This is a genomic window from Roseateles sp. P5_E8, from assembly GCF_054177665.1.
Window position 1 is genome coordinate 115965 of record NZ_JBGCUM010000003.1, and the last position, 15122, is coordinate 131086.

General features: G+C 69.0%; 16 protein-coding genes, 1 tRNA gene and 1 riboswitch. Of the genes, 14 read left to right on the plus strand and 3 right to left on the minus strand.

Annotated elements, in window-relative coordinates; genetic code table 11:
- Positions 1 to 52: 52 nt before the first annotated feature.
- From ACXRVZ_RS02895 to mutM, 3 genes are read right to left on the minus strand one after another with little or no spacing between them, the layout of a single operon-like run.
- Complete coding sequence (locus tag ACXRVZ_RS02895; protein ID WP_457422534.1) at positions 53 to 355, minus strand: hypothetical protein; 303 nt, start codon at positions 353 to 355, stop codon at positions 53 to 55.
- A 1-nt stretch (position 356) separates the two neighbouring features.
- Positions 357 to 1385, minus strand: coding sequence for an A/G-specific adenine glycosylase (gene mutY, locus ACXRVZ_RS02900; RefSeq protein ID WP_457422536.1), 1029 nt, complete (start codon positions 1383 to 1385; stop codon positions 357 to 359).
- Positions 1370 to 2188 carry a bifunctional DNA-formamidopyrimidine glycosylase/DNA-(apurinic or apyrimidinic site) lyase gene (gene mutM, locus ACXRVZ_RS02905; RefSeq protein ID WP_457422538.1) on the minus strand — a complete coding sequence of 273 codons (819 nt, stop codon included), beginning with the start codon at positions 2186 to 2188 and terminating at the stop codon, positions 1370 to 1372. Before mutM ends, mutY begins: the two co-directional genes overlap by 16 nt.
- Before the next feature lie 49 nt (positions 2189 to 2237).
- On the opposite strand from mutM, the gene ACXRVZ_RS02910 reads away from it, so the two are divergent.
- From ACXRVZ_RS02910 to ACXRVZ_RS02975, 14 genes are all read left to right on the plus strand, one after another.
- The gene (locus ACXRVZ_RS02910; RefSeq protein ID WP_457422540.1) at positions 2238 to 3962 is read left to right on the plus strand and encodes a tetratricopeptide repeat protein; all 1725 of its coding nucleotides are present in this window, start codon (positions 2238 to 2240) and stop codon (positions 3960 to 3962) included.
- The gene (locus ACXRVZ_RS02915; protein ID WP_457422542.1) at positions 3959 to 4483 is read left to right on the plus strand and encodes a lipoprotein insertase outer membrane protein LolB; all 525 of its coding nucleotides are present in this window, start codon (positions 3959 to 3961) and stop codon (positions 4481 to 4483) included. Before ACXRVZ_RS02910 ends, ACXRVZ_RS02915 begins: the two co-directional genes overlap by 4 nt.
- On the plus strand, positions 4467 to 5369 hold the full coding sequence (gene ispE, locus ACXRVZ_RS02920; RefSeq protein WP_457422713.1) for a 4-(cytidine 5'-diphospho)-2-C-methyl-D-erythritol kinase: 903 nt from the start codon (positions 4467 to 4469) through the stop codon (positions 5367 to 5369). Before ACXRVZ_RS02915 ends, ispE begins: the two co-directional genes overlap by 17 nt.
- Before the next feature lie 38 nt (positions 5370 to 5407).
- Positions 5408 to 5484: transfer RNA gene (locus tag ACXRVZ_RS02925), tRNA-Gln, on the plus strand.
- A gap of 64 nt (positions 5485 to 5548) precedes the next feature.
- Positions 5549 to 6511, plus strand: coding sequence for a ribose-phosphate pyrophosphokinase (locus ACXRVZ_RS02930; RefSeq protein ID WP_457422544.1), 963 nt, complete (start codon positions 5549 to 5551; stop codon positions 6509 to 6511).
- An 81-nt stretch (positions 6512 to 6592) separates the two neighbouring features.
- Complete coding sequence (locus ACXRVZ_RS02935) at positions 6593 to 7213, plus strand: 50S ribosomal protein L25/general stress protein Ctc (RefSeq protein WP_457422546.1); 621 nt, start codon at positions 6593 to 6595, stop codon at positions 7211 to 7213.
- A gap of 80 nt (positions 7214 to 7293) precedes the next feature.
- On the plus strand, positions 7294 to 7926 hold the full coding sequence (gene pth, locus ACXRVZ_RS02940) for an aminoacyl-tRNA hydrolase (RefSeq protein WP_457422548.1): 633 nt from the start codon (positions 7294 to 7296) through the stop codon (positions 7924 to 7926).
- A complete protein-coding gene (locus ACXRVZ_RS02945) occupies positions 7923 to 8336 on the plus strand; it encodes a hypothetical protein (RefSeq protein WP_457422550.1) in 414 nt (137 codons plus the stop codon). Before pth ends, ACXRVZ_RS02945 begins: the two co-directional genes overlap by 4 nt.
- Positions 8332 to 8723, plus strand: a riboswitch (cobalamin riboswitch). Its footprint overlaps the gene before it by 5 nt.
- A 75-nt stretch (positions 8724 to 8798) precedes the next feature.
- Entirely contained in the window at positions 8799 to 10673 is a 1875-nt protein-coding gene (locus ACXRVZ_RS02950) for a TonB-dependent receptor plug domain-containing protein (protein ID WP_457422552.1), read from the plus strand.
- Between the two features lie 19 nt (positions 10674 to 10692).
- Positions 10693 to 11250, plus strand: coding sequence for a bifunctional adenosylcobinamide kinase/adenosylcobinamide-phosphate guanylyltransferase (gene cobU, locus ACXRVZ_RS02955; protein ID WP_457422554.1), 558 nt, complete (start codon positions 10693 to 10695; stop codon positions 11248 to 11250).
- Entirely contained in the window at positions 11243 to 12100 is an 858-nt protein-coding gene (locus tag ACXRVZ_RS02960; protein ID WP_457422556.1) for an ABC transporter substrate-binding protein, read from the plus strand. The genes cobU and ACXRVZ_RS02960 overlap by 8 nt, the downstream gene beginning before the upstream one ends.
- On the plus strand, positions 12097 to 13080 hold the full coding sequence (locus ACXRVZ_RS02965) for a FecCD family ABC transporter permease (RefSeq protein WP_457422558.1): 984 nt from the start codon (positions 12097 to 12099) through the stop codon (positions 13078 to 13080). The genes ACXRVZ_RS02960 and ACXRVZ_RS02965 overlap by 4 nt, the downstream gene beginning before the upstream one ends.
- Positions 13077 to 13835 carry an ABC transporter ATP-binding protein gene (locus ACXRVZ_RS02970; protein ID WP_457422560.1) on the plus strand — a complete coding sequence of 253 codons (759 nt, stop codon included), beginning with the start codon at positions 13077 to 13079 and terminating at the stop codon, positions 13833 to 13835. The genes ACXRVZ_RS02965 and ACXRVZ_RS02970 overlap by 4 nt, the downstream gene beginning before the upstream one ends.
- Positions 13832 to 15121 carry a cobyrinate a,c-diamide synthase gene (locus ACXRVZ_RS02975; protein WP_457422562.1) on the plus strand — a complete coding sequence of 430 codons (1290 nt, stop codon included), beginning with the start codon at positions 13832 to 13834 and terminating at the stop codon, positions 15119 to 15121. Before ACXRVZ_RS02970 ends, ACXRVZ_RS02975 begins: the two co-directional genes overlap by 4 nt.
- The last annotated feature ends 1 nt before the right edge of the window (position 15122 follow it).

Below are 15122 nucleotides of genomic sequence, written 5' to 3' on the forward strand. Positions count from 1 at the left end.
GGACTTTGCCTCTTTCAGCGTGGACAGGCAATGCGGGCGCCGGCCCGCCCGGTCAGCTTTCCGAAGGCTCGGATTCGCTCAGCAGCAGGGCCAGCAGCACGGCCGTGCCCAGCGGCATGAAGATGACGATGGCGACGAACCACGGCGCAAACGACCGCCCCGTGCGCCGCACCAACTGCATCATGAAGACGCAATGCATGGCACCTGCCACCAGCACGCCCAGGCCCATGACGGCGATCTTGGCGGCCGGTGGGTCGGGCTCGTTGGCGCCGCTGAGGAGCTGCCACAGGCAGATGCCCGCCACCAGCAGCGTGATGACCGCGTATTCGATGCCGCTCTTGATGTCACTTCGCATGTCAGCTTTCCTCGATCAGTTTCTTCAGCGGCGCTGGCAGCGCGTATTCCACGAGTTTCTCCCGGGCCACCCAGGTGCCGCCATCCGTCATGCCTGCGGTCACTCCGTGCACCTCGGCCCGCAGCGTGTGCAGTACCCAGTCGAAGTGGGTCAGCGCGTGCTGGATGCGCGGCAGCGTCGCCAGCTCGCCGCCGGGCAGGGCCGCGCGCGCACTGGCCTCGTCGTCGAACATGGGTAGCGTCCACAGCCCCGCCCACACCCCTGTGGCCGGTCGCTGGTGCAGCAAGACCTGGCCCCCGGGCTTCTCCACCCACAGCCACCAGTTCTCGCGCCGGCCGCGCTTGAGCTTGCGCGTCTTGACGGGGTAGCGCGTCGGGTCGCCCGCCTGCTGGCCACGGCACATGGGCTGCACTGGGCAGAGCAGGCAGTCGGGCGATCGGGTGCTGCAGACCGTCGCGCCCAGGTCCATCAGGCCCTGGGTGTAGCGGTCTACGTCCTGCTCGGGCAGCAGCTCGGTGGCGTGGCCCCACAGGCGCTTCTCCGCCGCGCTGCTGGCCAGATCGCCGTCGAAGGCCAGCACGCGGCCCAGCACGCGCTTGACGTTGCCGTCCAGGATGGCGACGCGCTCGCCGTAGCAGAAAGCTGCAATCGCCGCAGCCGTCGAGCGGCCTATGCCGGGCAGTGTCTGCAGGCCGGCGGCCGTGCGCGGGAACTCGCCGCCATGCAGCTCGGCCACGGCCTTGGCGCAGGCGTAAAGGTTGCGCGCACGGCTGTAATAGCCCAGGCCCGCCCATTGCGCCAGCACTTCGTCCAGCGTCGCGCTCGCCAGGTCCGTGACCTTGGGCCAGCGCGCCAGGAAGCGCTCGTAATAGCCCAGCACCGTCACCACCTGGGTCTGCTGGAGCATGACCTCGGACAGCCAGACGCGGTAAGGGTCGCGCGTGTTCTGCCAGGGCAGCGTGTGGCGGCCGTGACGGCGCTGCCAAGCGACGACGGTCTTGCCGAAGTCGGCGATCAACGCTTCTGGCATGAAGGGCAGAAAAAGGTTGAACGCGCGCCCTGCACGATGCGCCGGATGGCCGTGCCGCAGCGCCGGCAGGGCTCGCCCTCGCGGCCGTAGACCTGGGCCTGCATCTGGAAGCTGCCGGCCACGCCGTGCGCATCGCGGAAGTCGCGCAGCGTCGTGCCGCCGGCCTCCAGCGCCTGGCCCAGCACCGTGCGCACGGCAGAAGCCAGCTTGTCTGCGCGCGGGCGGCTCAGCTTGCCGGCGGGCAGGCGCGGGTCGATGCCGGCCATGAACAGCGACTCGCAGGCGTAGATATTGCCGGCGCCGACGACGATGTCGCCCGCCAGCAGCGCCTGCTTGATGGCCACGCGCCGGCCACTCAGCGCCGCGTGCAGATGCAGGCCGTCGAAGCGCTCGTCGAAGGGCTCCAGGCCCAGGCTGCCCAGCAGCGTTGCCACCGGCTCGGCATCCAGCGCCGCGCCCCAGACGACAGCGCCAAAGCGGCGCGGGTCGGTCAGGCGCAGCAGGCCGCGGTCGGTGTGCAGGTCGAAATGGTCATGCGCGCCGGGCGCCGGGGTCGTGTCCAGAAACGCCAGCGAGCCCGACATGCCCAGGTGCATCAGCAGCCCACCGCTGTTTTCCAGCGGAAGCCACAAATATTTACCCCTTCTTTGCACGCTGCCGACCAGGGCGCCAAGCAGGGTTTCGGGGTCCACGCCTATGGGCCAGCGCAGGGGTTTTCCCAGGCGCAGGCCGGTGACCCGGGCTCCGTGGATGGCGCCTGCAAAGCTGCGACGCGTGACTTCTACTTCGGGTAACTCGGGCATGAGACGGAAATCATAATCAGCGCCTTGCCCTTGGGGCCCTGGAGTACGAATGCTGTTCACGTTACGCCGCGTCGCCTGCGCCACCGCCCTGCTGCTGGGCTTGCACGCCCACGCGCAAGAAGGTCCCTCCACGCCGTTCACCAACTCGGCGATGGACGGGCAGCTGTTCCTTCAATTGCTGCAAGGTGAACTGCTGTTGAATGAGGAAGAGGAACTCGGCTTCCAGCTCTTGCTGGATGCCGCACGCCGTACTGGCGACGAACCTCTGTTCGAACGGGTGGTCCGCATCGCACTGAGCGCACGCGACGGTAGGCTGGCCTTGATGGCCGCTCGCGCTTGGGCCGAAACGGTGCCAGATTCGATGAAAGGGCATCTGACGGTTGTGCAGGTACTGGCGCTGCTAAACAAGCCTGCCGAAGTGCCGCTGCCTCTGGTGGCACTGTTGCGAGTGGCCCCTGCCGAACAGCGCCCCGGCCTCATCGCGGCCCTGCCTCGCCTGTTCCAGCGTGCTCCCGACTCCAAGGCGGTATGGAAAGCCCTTTCGCCGGTACTGAAGACACAGCCCGGCGCACTGCGCCCCGCTGCGCTCTACGCCGAGGCGAAGCTGGCCATCAATGCCGGCGAAAACGCGCGCGCGCTGGCAGCCACGCGCGAACTGGCCCGACTCATGCCCGACGGCGACGACGCGATGCAGCTCGCCGTCGAGCTGATGTCGGTCGAGCCGCAGGCCGAAGCCCTCATCACCGAACGCTTGGCGCAAAAGCCCGACCAGCATGCGTTGCGCCAGGCCTATGGCCGCGCGTTGATCAAGGCCCAGCGCCCTGCCGACGCCGCGCGCGAGTTCGGCCTGCTGACCGAGGCGACGCCTGACAACCCCGCCAACTGGCTGGCCCTGGGCGCCATCGAGCTGGAGCTCAAGCACCTGCCCGCCGCCGAGACTGCGCTGCGCGAGAGCCTCAAGCGCCTGGACACGCCGGCCGCCGGCACTGATGCCGAAATCAAGGCCCGCGCCGATGGCCGCCAGAGTGCCTGGCTGATGCTGTCCCGCGTGGCCGAGCAAAAGGGCGACCTGAAGGCCGCTGAAGCTGCGCTGTTGAAGGTCGATGGCAGTGGCATCGACGTGAAGTTCCGCCGCGCCAGCCTGCTGGCCCGGCAGGGCAAGCTGGCCGAGGGCCGCAAGCTGCTCAAGCCCGCCGCCGACGCCAGCGACGCCGATGCCCGCGCCGCCATGCTGGCCGAGGCCCAACTGCTGCGCGAGCAGCGCGACTTTGCCGGCGCCGCCGCCGCGCTGAAGGTGGTCAGCGAGCGCTTCCCGGACGACACCGACCTCATCTACGAACAAGCCATGATGAGCGAGAAGCTCGGCCGCTTCGACGAGATGGAGGCCTTGTTGCGCAAGGTCATCGAGCTCAAGGCCGACCACCACCATGCCTACAACGCGCTGGGCTATTCCTTCGCCGATCGCAATGTGCGCCTGCCCGAGGCCAAGCAGCTCATCGAGAGCGCGCTCAAGATGGCGCCGGGCGAGTCCTTCATCGTCGACAGCCTGGGCTGGGTCGAGTTCCGCCTGGGCAACCTGCCCGAGGCCGCCAGGCTGCTGCGCCAGGCCTATGCCGGCCAGCCCGACGCCGAGATTGCTGCGCACCTCGGCGAAGTGCTGTGGGCCAGCGGCGCCCAGGACGAGGCGCGCAAGGTGCTCGCCGAGGCCGCCCAGCGCGACGCTGACAACGAGGCACTGCGTGAAACGATGGGCCGATTGAAGGTCAAGCCTTGAGGTTGCCCACTCTGCTCCTTGCCGTCGCCCTGACCGGCTGCGCGCAACTGCCCCGCGAACAGGCGCCCACCACGGAGGCCCGCCTGAGCGGCCGCATCAGCGTGACCGTGGCAGGCGACGTCCACAACCGCGGCACCGGCGGCGCGGCCAGCTTTGAGCTGTTCGGCGGCCCCGAGACCGGCCGGCTGGAGCTGACCTCGCCGCTCGGCACCCTGGTCGCCCGCGCCACCTGGCAGCCCGGCCTGGTCGCACTGCGGACGCCCGACGGCGAACGCCGCTTCGACGACCTCGATGCGCTGACCCGCGAGATGCTCGGCGAGACCGTGCCCGTGGCCGCGCTGTTCGACTGGCTCAAGGCCCGGCCCTGGCCCGCCGCGCCGCACCAGAAGACGGCGAGCGGCTTCGAGCAGCTCGGCTGGCGCATCGAGCCCAGGCTGCCCGCCCTCGTCGCCACGCGCCTGACCGCCCCGGTCGTCACGCTGCGCGCGAAGCTGGATGGGGGCGATGAAGGCACTCCATGATCTGGCTGCGCCGGCCAAGCTGAATCTCTTCCTGCACGTAGTCGGCAAGCGAGCTGACGGCTATCACCTGCTGCAATCCGTCTTTGTGCTCGTCGACTGGGCGGACACGCTGCACATCGAGCTGCGCGGCGATGGCCGGCTGGCCCGCCATGACGTGCTGGCCGGTGACTTGCCCGCCGACGACCTCTGCCTGCGCGCCGCGCGCCTGCTGCAGGCCGAGACCGGCTGCACGTTGGGCGCCGACATTCACCTCGAAAAGCGCCTGCCTGCCGGCGCCGGCATGGGCGGCGGCTCGTCCGATGCGGCGACCACGCTGCTGGCGCTGAACCGGCTGTGGGACCTGCGCCTGCCGCTGACGCGGCTGCTGGAACTGGGCTTGAAGCTCGGCGCCGACGTGCCCTTCTTCCTCGGCGGCGGCCCGGCCTTCGTCGAGGGCATAGGCGAAATCCTGCATCCGTTGACGCTGCCGGAGCAGCGGTTTGCCGTGCTCAAGGGCCCGGCCGGCCTGGCGACCAAGGACATCTTTTCAAGCCCTCTCTTGGCAAGGAGCGAAAACCTGGCTATAGTCGCGGGCTTTCCCGCCCTGGCTGGAACTGCAGAGAACTTAATCAACGGCTTCGGTCAAAACGACCTTCAGCCTGCGGCAGAAGCGATCAGCAGTGACGTCCGAGAGGCCCTTGCGCTGATGTCGAAGCAATTCGGCAACGCCCGGATGACGGGCTCAGGCGCTGCGGTTTTCTCAGTGCTTGGGGATGGAAAAGAAGGCAATGACGACCAGTCCCTGGCGACATTACTTCAGCGTCTTTCAAAAGAAGGGCCTGAAGGGTGGACCGGTCGAATCTGCCGCAGCTTGGCTCAACACCCGCTCGCGGGCTGGGCTGACTGAAAGGTTATAGGGTGCAGCAGCTCTGCTGTGTCCTGTGTAGGGGAGTCGCCAAGTTGGTAAAGGCACTGGATTTTGATTCCAGCATGCGAGGGTTCGAGTCCTTCCTCCCCTGCCAAATGTTTTCTGTATTTCGCTGAACCGGCTCTTTCTTCAGCGGGCCACTGACTCAAGGAAGCACAGTGCTGCTCAACACGGTTCTCTTCACCGGCAACGCGAACCCGGTCCTCTCCCAGGAAATCGCCACCCACCTCGGCCTCGAACTCGGCAAGGCGGTGGTCGGTCGTTTCTCGGATGGTGAGGTCGCCGTCGAGATCCAGCAGAACGTGCGTGCCCGTGACGTCTTCGTCATCCAGCCCACCTGCGCGCCGACGAACGAGAACCTGATGGAGCTGCTGATCATGGCGGACGCGCTCAAGCGTTCCAGCGCCCGTCGCATCACCGCGGTCATCCCCTACTACGGCTACGCCCGCCAGGACCGCCGCCCGCGCTCCACCCGCGTGCCCATCTCCGCCAAGGTCGTGGCCAACTGCCTCGAGACCGTGGGCGTCGAGCGTGTCCTGACGATGGACTTGCACGCCGACCAGATCCAGGGCTTCTTCGACATCCCGGTCGACAACATCTACGCGTCGCCCGTGCTGCTGTCGGACCTGAAGAGCCGCAACTACAGCAACCTCGTCGTCGTGAGCCCGGACGTCGGCGGTGTGGTTCGTGCCCGCGCACTGGCCAAGCAGCTCGGCTGCGACCTCGCCATCATCGACAAGCGCCGCCCGGCCGCCAACGTCTCCGAAGTGATGCACGTCATCGGCGACATCGACGGCCGCAACTGCGTCATCATGGACGACATGATCGACACGGCAGGCACGCTGGTGAAGGCGGCCGAGGTGCTGAAGGCGCGCGGCGCCAAGAGCGTGTTCGCCTACTGCACGCACCCCATCCTGTCGGGCCCGGCCATCGAGCGCATCGCCGGCTCGCAGCTGGACGAAGTCGTCATCACCAACACCATTCCGCTGACCGACGCGGCCAAGGCCTGCAAGAAGATCCGCCAGCTGTCGGTGGCCTTCCTGTTTGCCGAGACCATCCGCCGCATCTCTGACGGTGAGTCCGTCACAAGCCTCTTCTCGGAACAGAACAACAACTTCTGATCCGGAATCCGCCGCAGCCGCAAGGCTGCATTCCCAACGGCAACCTGGTCGCGGGTGCCGTTTCTCTTTTTGGAGAAAACCATGAAGTTCGTCGCTTTTGAGCGCAATCTGCAGGGGACCGGAGCGAGCCGCCGCCTGCGCGTGGCCGGCAAAGTGCCCGGTATTGTTTATGGCGCCGGTGAGCCCGCATTGATCGAACTCGATCACAACGCGCTCTATCACGCCCTCAAGAAGGAAGCCTTCCACAGCTCCCTGCTGGACATGGAGCTGAACGGCGCCGTGACCCAGGTCTTGCTGCGTGACTTCCAGGTGCACCCGTACAAGCCGCAAGTCCTGCACTGCGACTTCCAACGCGTGGACGCCACGACCAAGATCACCAAGAAGGTGCCGCTGCACTTCGTCGGCGAAGAGACCTCGGTGGCCGTCAAAACCGACCACTGCACGGTCAACCACGTCATCACCGAGCTGGAAATCGCCTGCCTGGCGCAGCAGTTGCCCGAGTTCATCGAGGTGGACCTGTCGGGCCTGACGCAAGGTCACTCGCTGCACGTCAACGACATCAAGCTGCCTGCCGGCGTCAAGATCGTCACGCACGGCAAGCCGAACCCGGTCGTCGCAACGCCGATCGCGCCGGCCGCTGAAGAAGTCATCGTCGTGGCCGCTCCGGTCGCTGACGACGGCAAGAAGAAGAAGAAGAAGTAATTTCTTCCCGGCAGACATGCCGATCGAAAGGGCCCTCGCGGGCCCTTTTTTTATTTCCGGCCCCTAGATAATCCCGCCCCATGATTCGCCTGATCGTCGGCCTCGGCAACCCGGGCCAAGAATATGAAGACACCCGGCATAACGCCGGCTTCTGGTGGGTCGACGGCCTTGCCCGCGGGCTCAAGGCCAGCCTGCTGCCCGACAAGGCCTATCACGGCCTCGTGGCCCGCGTGAACGGGGCGCCGGGCGCCAGTGGCCCGATCTGGCTGCTGCAGCCCATGACCTACATGAACCTCTCCGGCAAGTCGGTCGCGCCGCTGGCCCGCTTCTTCAAGATCGCGCCGGAGGAAATCCTCGCCGTCCACGATGAGCTGGACCTCTCCCCCGGTGAGATGAAGTTCAAGAAGGGCGGCGGCAATGGCGGCCACAACGGCCTGAAGGACATGCAGGCCCAGCTCGGCAGCGGCGACTTCTGGCGCCTGCGCTTAGGGATTGGCCACCCGGGCCACAAGGACGAGGTCGCCGGCTATGTGCTGCGCCGGCCGCCGCTGGCCGAGCGCCAGGCGGTGGAGGACTGCATCGAGAAGAGCTACGGCGCGGTCGAGCTGATGCTGCGCGGCGAGATGGACAAGGCACTCGCCAAAATTCACGCTAAACCGCCGCGGCCCAAGCCCCCCAAACCCGAGCCGCCGAAGGAAACTCCGGCCTCATGAAACCCCTGCTGCTGGCCCTCATCCTGTGCGCTGCGCTGCCTGCGCTCGCGCAGACGCAGGTCCGGCGCACCCAGGTCTACCGCTGCGGCCCCGACGGCCGCGACCTGCGCGATTCGCCCTGCCCCGGCGGCACGGCGGCCAACAGCGTGGACTACGACGAACCCAGCTCCGCAGACAGCCGTGCCGCGCGTGACCGCCATCTGGCGGACTCCAAACGCGCCGCCGCGCTGGCCTCGGCGCGGCGCGCCAGCGAGGCCGAGGGGCGCCACACGCGCGCCACGCACATCGGCTTGCAGCCGGCGGTGGCGCCCGCCCAGCCGGCGAGTTCGCCCCAGGTCACCTACCTGAAGCCACCCAAGACGGCGAAGCCGCACAAGCCCTCCACCAGCGCCAACAACGGCTCTCGATAGAATCCCCGCCGTTGGTGCTCGCGCCCGCCCTCACGGCGGCTGCAGTTCAACGGGAATCAGGAGGGTGGGTCACACCGTGACGAACCTAACCTGAGCTGTCCCCGCAACGGTAAGTGGACGGAGCCCCGCGCTCCTGCTCTCCATCACATGCCACTGGTGCGCAAGCACCGGGAAGGCGGAGAGCAGAGGGTGAGAGGGCGTCCGGCGTGCCCGAGAAGGCTTTCCAAGGCGCCCCAATCTAGGCGCAAAGTGCAGCCGTAGTGTCGACTACGGCAAGTCTTTGCAACGACGAGTGGGGTGGCTTGGGAAGTCAGAACGGGCATGTCGGGCGTCCTGTCACCCTCTATGTCCATCAGCCCGGATACCGGCCAACGACGGGGCTTTCGCGCAATCAGCGGAGGCCGTTTTCAGCTTTGCTGCGGAGGTCAGCGAGGCTGAGTGATTCGTTTGCGTTCCTCTTCCATGTCCCCATCATTCATCGCGGCCCGTCGGCCGCTGCTGGCCCTTTCCGTGCTGGCCCTGGCTGCGTCCGCCCACGCCCAGACTCAGAACAAGCTCGACACCGTCGTCACCACCGCCACGCGCACGCCGCAGAAGCTGTCCGAGGTGCTGGCCGACCTGACCGTCATCACCCGCGCCGACATCGAGCGCCAGGCCGCCGCGAGCCTGGCCGACCTGCTGCGCAACAACGGCTGCGCCGAGGTGACGCGCACCGGCGGCGCCGCATCGACGACATCGGTGTTCCTGCGCGGTGCCGACAACCGCCACACGCTGGTGCTGATCGACGGCGTCAAGGTCGACTCCCAGTCCACCGGCGGCGCCAGCTGGCAAGGCCTGCCGCTGTCGCAGATCGAGCGCGTCGAGGTGCTCAAGGGCCCGGCCAGCGCCATCTACGGCTCCGATGCCGTGGGCGGCGTGGTGCAGATCTTCACGCGCAAGGGCGGCAGCCGCACGAGCGCGGACTTCGGCGTCGCGGCCGGCAACCTGGGCCTCTACAAGGCCGACGCCGGCATCTTCGGCGCCGCAGGCATCTTCGACTACGCGCTGACGGCCGCCATCGAAGGCACCGACGGCTTCAACGCGACCGTGGACTACCCCGGCTCCTTCAGCTACGTGCCGGACCGCGACGGCCACCGCAAGCGCCAGGCCATGCTGCGCGTGGGCGCACAACTCAGCGCCGCGCACCGCGCCGAAGCGCTGGTCATGCGCACCTACACGGTCGGCCAGTACGACGGCTCCAAGTCCCGCCCGCTGGTGGACGACCTGACCAAGCAGGACGCCGACGTGGCCCGCCTGGCCTGGACGGCGCAGTGGACGCCCGAGCTGCAGACGCAGCTGAGCTTCGGCGAATCGCGCGACCGCTACGAGACCACGCCCTCGCCCTACCTGACCGACACGCGCGTGCGCAACGTCGCGCTGACCGGCTTCTACAAGCTGGCCGCCGGGCAGCAGCTCAACTTCACGGCCGAGCGCATCGAGGACAAGCTGGAGAACAGCGGCCTGGTGACGGCCGGCGTCGGCACCCGCCACCGCAACGGCGCGGGCCTGGGCTACATGCTGTCGGCCGGCGCCTTCGACCTGCAGGCCCATGCCCGCCATGACCGCGACAGCCAGTTCGGCGACGTCAACACGGGCACGCTGCTGGCGGGCTTTGCGGTGGCACCGGGCCTGCGCGTGGTGGGTTCCATCGGCAACGCCTTCCGCGCGCCGACGATCTACCAGCAGGGCACGGTCTACGGCCCCGACCTCAGCAAGCCCGGCGTCACGCCGCTGGATGCCGAGCGTGGCCGCAACATGGAAACCGGCCTGAAGTGGGCCAGCGGCGATCACGAGTTGTCGGTCACGGCCTACCGCAACCGCATCAGCAACCTGATCATCTTTGGCGCGGCGGGCAGCTGCAACAGCAGCTTCGGCTGCTACCAGAACGTGGCCAAGGCTCGCCTGCAGGGCGTCAGCCTGGCCGGTGCCACGCGGGTTGCCAACGTGAACCTGCGCGGCACGCTGGACGTGCAGAAGCACACGGACGCTGCCAACGGCCTGCTGCTGGCTCGCCGCGCCAAGCGCCTGGCCACGGTCAACGCCGACACGGCGCTGGGCGCATGGATCCTGGGCGCCGGCGTGACGGCCTCGGGCGCGCGTTTCGACAACGCGACCAACACGCGCAAGCTCGGCGGCTATGCGCTGCTGAACCTGAACGCGCAGGTCGCCGTCAGCCGTGAGGTGAAGCTGCAGCTCAACCTGGACAACGCCTTCAGCCGCAAGTACCAGACGGCCTACGGCTACGCCTCTGCACCGATGACGGTGCAGGCCTCGCTGCGCTGGACGCCGCAGTTCTGAGTTGAAGATTGAAGAAGCCATGAGCGCACACCAACTCATCGTCGGCGGCCAGCGCAGCGGCAAGTCGCGTCAGGCCGAACGGCTGGCACTGCGCTGGCAGGCCGGTGGCGGGCGGGTCACCGTCGTCGCCACCGCGCTGGCGGCCGATGAAGAGATGCGTGCGCGCATCGCCCACCACCGCGCTTCACGACCAGCGGGCTTCGACACCCTCGAAGCCTCGCTGGGCTTGAGCGCGGCACTGCAACAGGCCGACGACGCGGGCACGCTCGTCATCGTCGACTGCCTGACGCTGTGGCTCACCAACTGGCTGATGCCGATGAGCGACGCGCCCGACACGACCGGCTGGCAGGCCGAGCGAGCCACGCTGCTCGACCTGCTGCCACGGCTGGCCTCGCCGGTTGTCTTCGTCTCGAACGAGGTTGGCTGGGGCGTGTCCCCGCTGGGCCGCGAGGTGCGCGACTATGTCGACGAACTCGGCCGGCTGAACCAGGACATCGCGCGCCTGTGCGGCCAGCTGACACTGATGGTGGCGGGCCAGGCCTGGACCCGCCCTGTGGAGGATTCAAACAATGCTTGAACGTCTGTTGCTGGCGCTGCTGCTCGCCTGCGCGCTGCCTGCCAGCGCCGTCGAAATCAAGGACGACCTCGGCCACACCACGGTCATCACGGCCGCACCGCAGCGCATCGTCAGCCTGCTGCCCTCGCTGACCGAGACGGTCTGCGAACTGGGCGCTTGCGCCAGACTGGTGGGCGTCGACCGCTACTCCAACTTCCCCGCCCAGGTGAACGCGCTGCCCAAGCTCGGCGGCATGGAGGACACCAATGTCGAGATGGTCGCGGCGCTGAAGCCCGACGTGGTGCTGGTGGCCGTGTCCTCGCGCGTGGCCGAGCGGCTGCGCGCTCTGGGCCTGAAGGTCATCGCGCTGGAGCCGCGCTCTTACCGCGACGTGCAGCGCGTGCTGGGCACCGTGGGCCAGGTGCTGGGCGTGCCGGATGCCCAGCGCGTCTGGCGCCACATCGAGGCCGGCGTGGCGGCGGCGGCCAGCAGCGTGCCGGCGGCGGCGCGCGGCGTGCGGGTCTATTACGAAGTGGCCAGCGGCATCTGGGCGGCCGGCACCGTCTCCTTCATGGGCGAAACGCTGACCCGCCTGGGCGCCGGCAACATCATCCCGCCCGAGCTCGGCCCCTTTCCCAAGATCAACCCCGAGTTCGTCGTCAAGGCCAACCCGGCGCTCATCATGATCGGCCAGCGCGGCTCCGAGGGCCTGGCGCAACGCCCGGGCTGGGACCGCATCGACGCCATCAAGCGCGGCCGTGTCTGCATCTTCAAGGCCGAGGAGGGCGACATCCTGTCCCGCCCCGGCCCACGCATGGCCGAGGCCGCGCAGATCATGGCCCGGTGCCTGCGCGAGAAGGCGGCGTCGTGACGAACAAGCGCCCCGCGCTGCTGCTGGTGTTGCTGCTCGCCGTAGGCGCTGCCGGCGTGCTGGCGGGTGTGCTGACCGGCAGCACCGGCTGGGCCGACCTGCAGGACGGCAGCATGAGCGTCATCCTGTGGGAGATCCGCCTGCCGCGCTCGCTGGGCGCCTGGCTGGCGGGCGCGCTGCTGGGCATGGCGGGCGCGATGGCGCAGGGCCTGTTCCGCAACCCGCTGGCCGACCCCTATCTGCTGGGCAGCGCCTCGGGCGCCGGCCTGGCCGTGGCCATCGCGCTGGCGCTGACGGGTGTGTCGCCACAGACCTCCTCGCTGCTGGCCCATGTCGGCCTGACCGGCATCGCCTTCATCGGCACGCTGGTGGGCGTGGGGCTGACGCTGGTGCTCGCGCGCGGCGTGGAGCAGACGCTGCGGCTGCTGCTGGCCGGCGTCGTCGTCGGCGTGGTGCTGAACGCGCTGACCGGCCTGGCCACCCTGTGGGCGCCGGACATCCTGCGTGCCATGCAGGCCTTCCTGCTCGGCAACACCGGCCTGCTGGGCTGGAGCAGCGTCACGGTGATGGCGGCCTGCGGCGCGGCGGCACTGGTCGTCGGCCTGCTGGCCAGCCCGGCGCTGGACGCGCTGACGCTGGGCGAAGCCACCGCCGCGTCGCTGGGCATCCGCATGGGTCTGATGCGGCTGCTGCTGATCTGCGCCTTCGCGCTGGCCACCGGGGCGGCGGTCGCCCAGACGGGCATCGTTGCCTTTGTCGGCCTGGTCGCGCCCCACCTCGTGCGCGCGCTGTGCCCGATGCTGCATGGCCGTTTGATCGTCATGTCCGCAGCTGCTGGCGGCGCGCTGCTGCTGGCGGCGGACGTGCTGGCGCGCGGGCTGATCCGGCCGCAGGAATTGCCTGTCGGCCTGGTGACGGCGCTGCTGGGTGGTGTCTACCTGCTGGTGCTCATGCATCGCCGTGGAGCACCCAGGCGATGAGCGCACTGCAAGCTCAGATCCAGCGCGTGCGCATCGACGGCCGCGACCTCATCAGCAACATAGCCCTGCACATTCCGCAAGGCCGCTGGACGGCCATCGTCGGCCCAAACGGTGCCGGCAAGTCCACGCTGCTGCGCGCCGTGGCCGGCCTGCAGCGCTGCGACGGCAGCGTTCAGCTGGCGGGCAAACCGCTGCAAGACTGGTCCAGCCGCGAGCGCGCCCGCCATCTCGCCTGGATGGGCCAGCAGGAGACCGGTGCCGACGACCTGATGGCGCTGGACGTCGTCATGCTCGGCCGCCTGCCGCACCGCCCCTGGCTGGCCCCGCCCACCGCCGCCGACCACGCCGCCGTGCACGCCGCCATGCAGTCCACGCAGAGCTGGGCCTGGCGCGAGCGGCGCCTGGGCTCGCTGTCGGGCGGCGAACGCCAACGCGTGCTGCTGGCGCGCGCGCTGGCGGTCGACGCGCCGCTGACGCTGATGGACGAGCCCCTCGCCCACCTCGACCCGCCCCATCAGGCCGAGTGGATGGCCCTGGTGCGCGCCCGCGTGGCGGCCGGGCACAGCGTCGTTAGCGTGCTGCACGAGCTGCACCTCGCGCTGCAGGCCGACCACCTCGTGCTGATGGCCGATGGCCGCATCGTGCACACCGGCTCGCCGGCCGACACGGCCACGCACGACGCACTCAGGCGCGTCTTCGGCCCCAGCCTGCACATCGCGCAGATCGAGGGGCGCTGGGTGGCCCTGCCTTTATGAGCTCCTGCCCCGCCCTCTTCATCAGTGCGCCCGCCTCCGGCGCGGGCAAGACGAGCATCACGGCTGCCATCGCGCGTTCACACGCCCGGCGCGGCCGGCGCGTGCGCGTCTTCAAGACCGGGCCGGACTTCCTCGACCCGGGCATCCTGGCCCTGGCCAGCGGCGCGCCGGTCTACCAACTCGACCTCTTCATGGGCGGCTTCGCGCATTGCCAGTCGCTGCTGGCGCGCGCGGCGGCCGACGCCGACCTCATCCTCGTCGAGGGCGTCATGGGGCTGTTCGACGGCAACCCCAGCAGCGCCGACCTGGCTGCGGCCTTCGGACTGCCGGTGGTCTGCGTCGTCGACGCCTCGGCCATGGCCCAGACCTTCGCGGCGTTGGCCACGGGGCTGCAGCGCTTCCGGACCGATGTGCACCACGGCGGCGTCATCGCCAACCGCGTGGGCGGCCCGGCGCACGGCCGCATGCTCATCGAGGGCTTGCCCGCGGACCTGCCGCTGATCGCCGCCCTGCCGCGTGATGCCAGCTTGAGCCTGCCGGAGCGCCATCTGGGCCTGGTGCAGGCCCAGGAGCAGCCGGGGCTGGATGCACAGCTCGATGCCTGGGCCGATGCCTGGGATGCGTCGCTGCGGCCGGGCCTGGCGTTTTGCGCGGTCGATTTCAGGCACGAGCCGGAGCCCCCGCCGCCGCCGCTGCTGCAAGGCCGGCGCATCGCCATCGCGCGCGACGCGGCCTTCGGCTTCATCTACCCGGCCAATGTCGACCTGCTGCGCGCGCTGGGCGCCGAGCTGGTGTTCTTCTCGCCGGTGGCCGGCGAGCGCCTGCCTCGCTGCGACGCACTGTGGCTGCCGGGCGGCTACCCCGAACTGCATGCCCCGGCGCTGAAAGCCAACGCCGCGCTGGTCGACGATCTGCATGCCCATGTCGCACAGGGGCGCCCGCTGCTGGCCGAATGTGGCGGCATGCTGTCCCTGCTGGACGAACTGACCGACGCCGGCGGCCTGGCGCACGGCATGGCCGGCCTCATGCCTGGCAAGGCCCGCCTGCAACAGCGCGTGGCGGCCCTCGGTCTGCAGGCCATCGACTGGCCCGAAGGCCCGTTGCGCGGCCACAGCTATCACTACTCGACGCTCGAAACGCCGCTCGCGCCCGTCGCCCACGCCAGCAACCCCAATGGCGGCAAGACGGCCGAGGCGCTCTACCAGCGGGGCTCACTGCGCGCGAGCTACGTGCACCACTACTTCCCGTCCAACCCCGAGGCGATTGCCGCCTTCTTTGGAAGCTGAC

Coding starts and splice junctions, on each gene's coding strand:
- ACXRVZ_RS02895 (WP_457422534.1), bottom strand. CDS start 355: ATGCGAAGTGACATCAAGAGCGGCATCGAATACGCGGTCATCACGCTG.
- mutY (WP_457422536.1), bottom strand. CDS start 1,385: ATGCCAGAAGCGTTGATCGCCGACTTCGGCAAGACCGTCGTCGCTTGG.
- mutM (WP_457422538.1), bottom strand. CDS start 2,188: ATGCCCGAGTTACCCGAAGTAGAAGTCACGCGTCGCAGCTTTGCAGGC.
- ACXRVZ_RS02910 (WP_457422540.1), top strand. CDS start 2,238: ATGCTGTTCACGTTACGCCGCGTCGCCTGCGCCACCGCCCTGCTGCTG.
- ispE (WP_457422713.1), top strand. CDS start 4,467: ATGAAGGCACTCCATGATCTGGCTGCGCCGGCCAAGCTGAATCTCTTC.
- ACXRVZ_RS02935 (WP_457422546.1), top strand. CDS start 6,593: ATGAAGTTCGTCGCTTTTGAGCGCAATCTGCAGGGGACCGGAGCGAGC.
- pth (WP_457422548.1), top strand. CDS start 7,294: ATGATTCGCCTGATCGTCGGCCTCGGCAACCCGGGCCAAGAATATGAA.
- ACXRVZ_RS02945 (WP_457422550.1), top strand. CDS start 7,923: ATGAAACCCCTGCTGCTGGCCCTCATCCTGTGCGCTGCGCTGCCTGCG.
- ACXRVZ_RS02950 (WP_457422552.1), top strand. CDS start 8,799: ATGTCCCCATCATTCATCGCGGCCCGTCGGCCGCTGCTGGCCCTTTCC.
- cobU (WP_457422554.1), top strand. CDS start 10,693: ATGAGCGCACACCAACTCATCGTCGGCGGCCAGCGCAGCGGCAAGTCG.
- ACXRVZ_RS02960 (WP_457422556.1), top strand. CDS start 11,243: ATGCTTGAACGTCTGTTGCTGGCGCTGCTGCTCGCCTGCGCGCTGCCT.
- ACXRVZ_RS02970 (WP_457422560.1), top strand. CDS start 13,077: ATGAGCGCACTGCAAGCTCAGATCCAGCGCGTGCGCATCGACGGCCGC.
- ACXRVZ_RS02975 (WP_457422562.1), top strand. CDS start 13,832: ATGAGCTCCTGCCCCGCCCTCTTCATCAGTGCGCCCGCCTCCGGCGCG.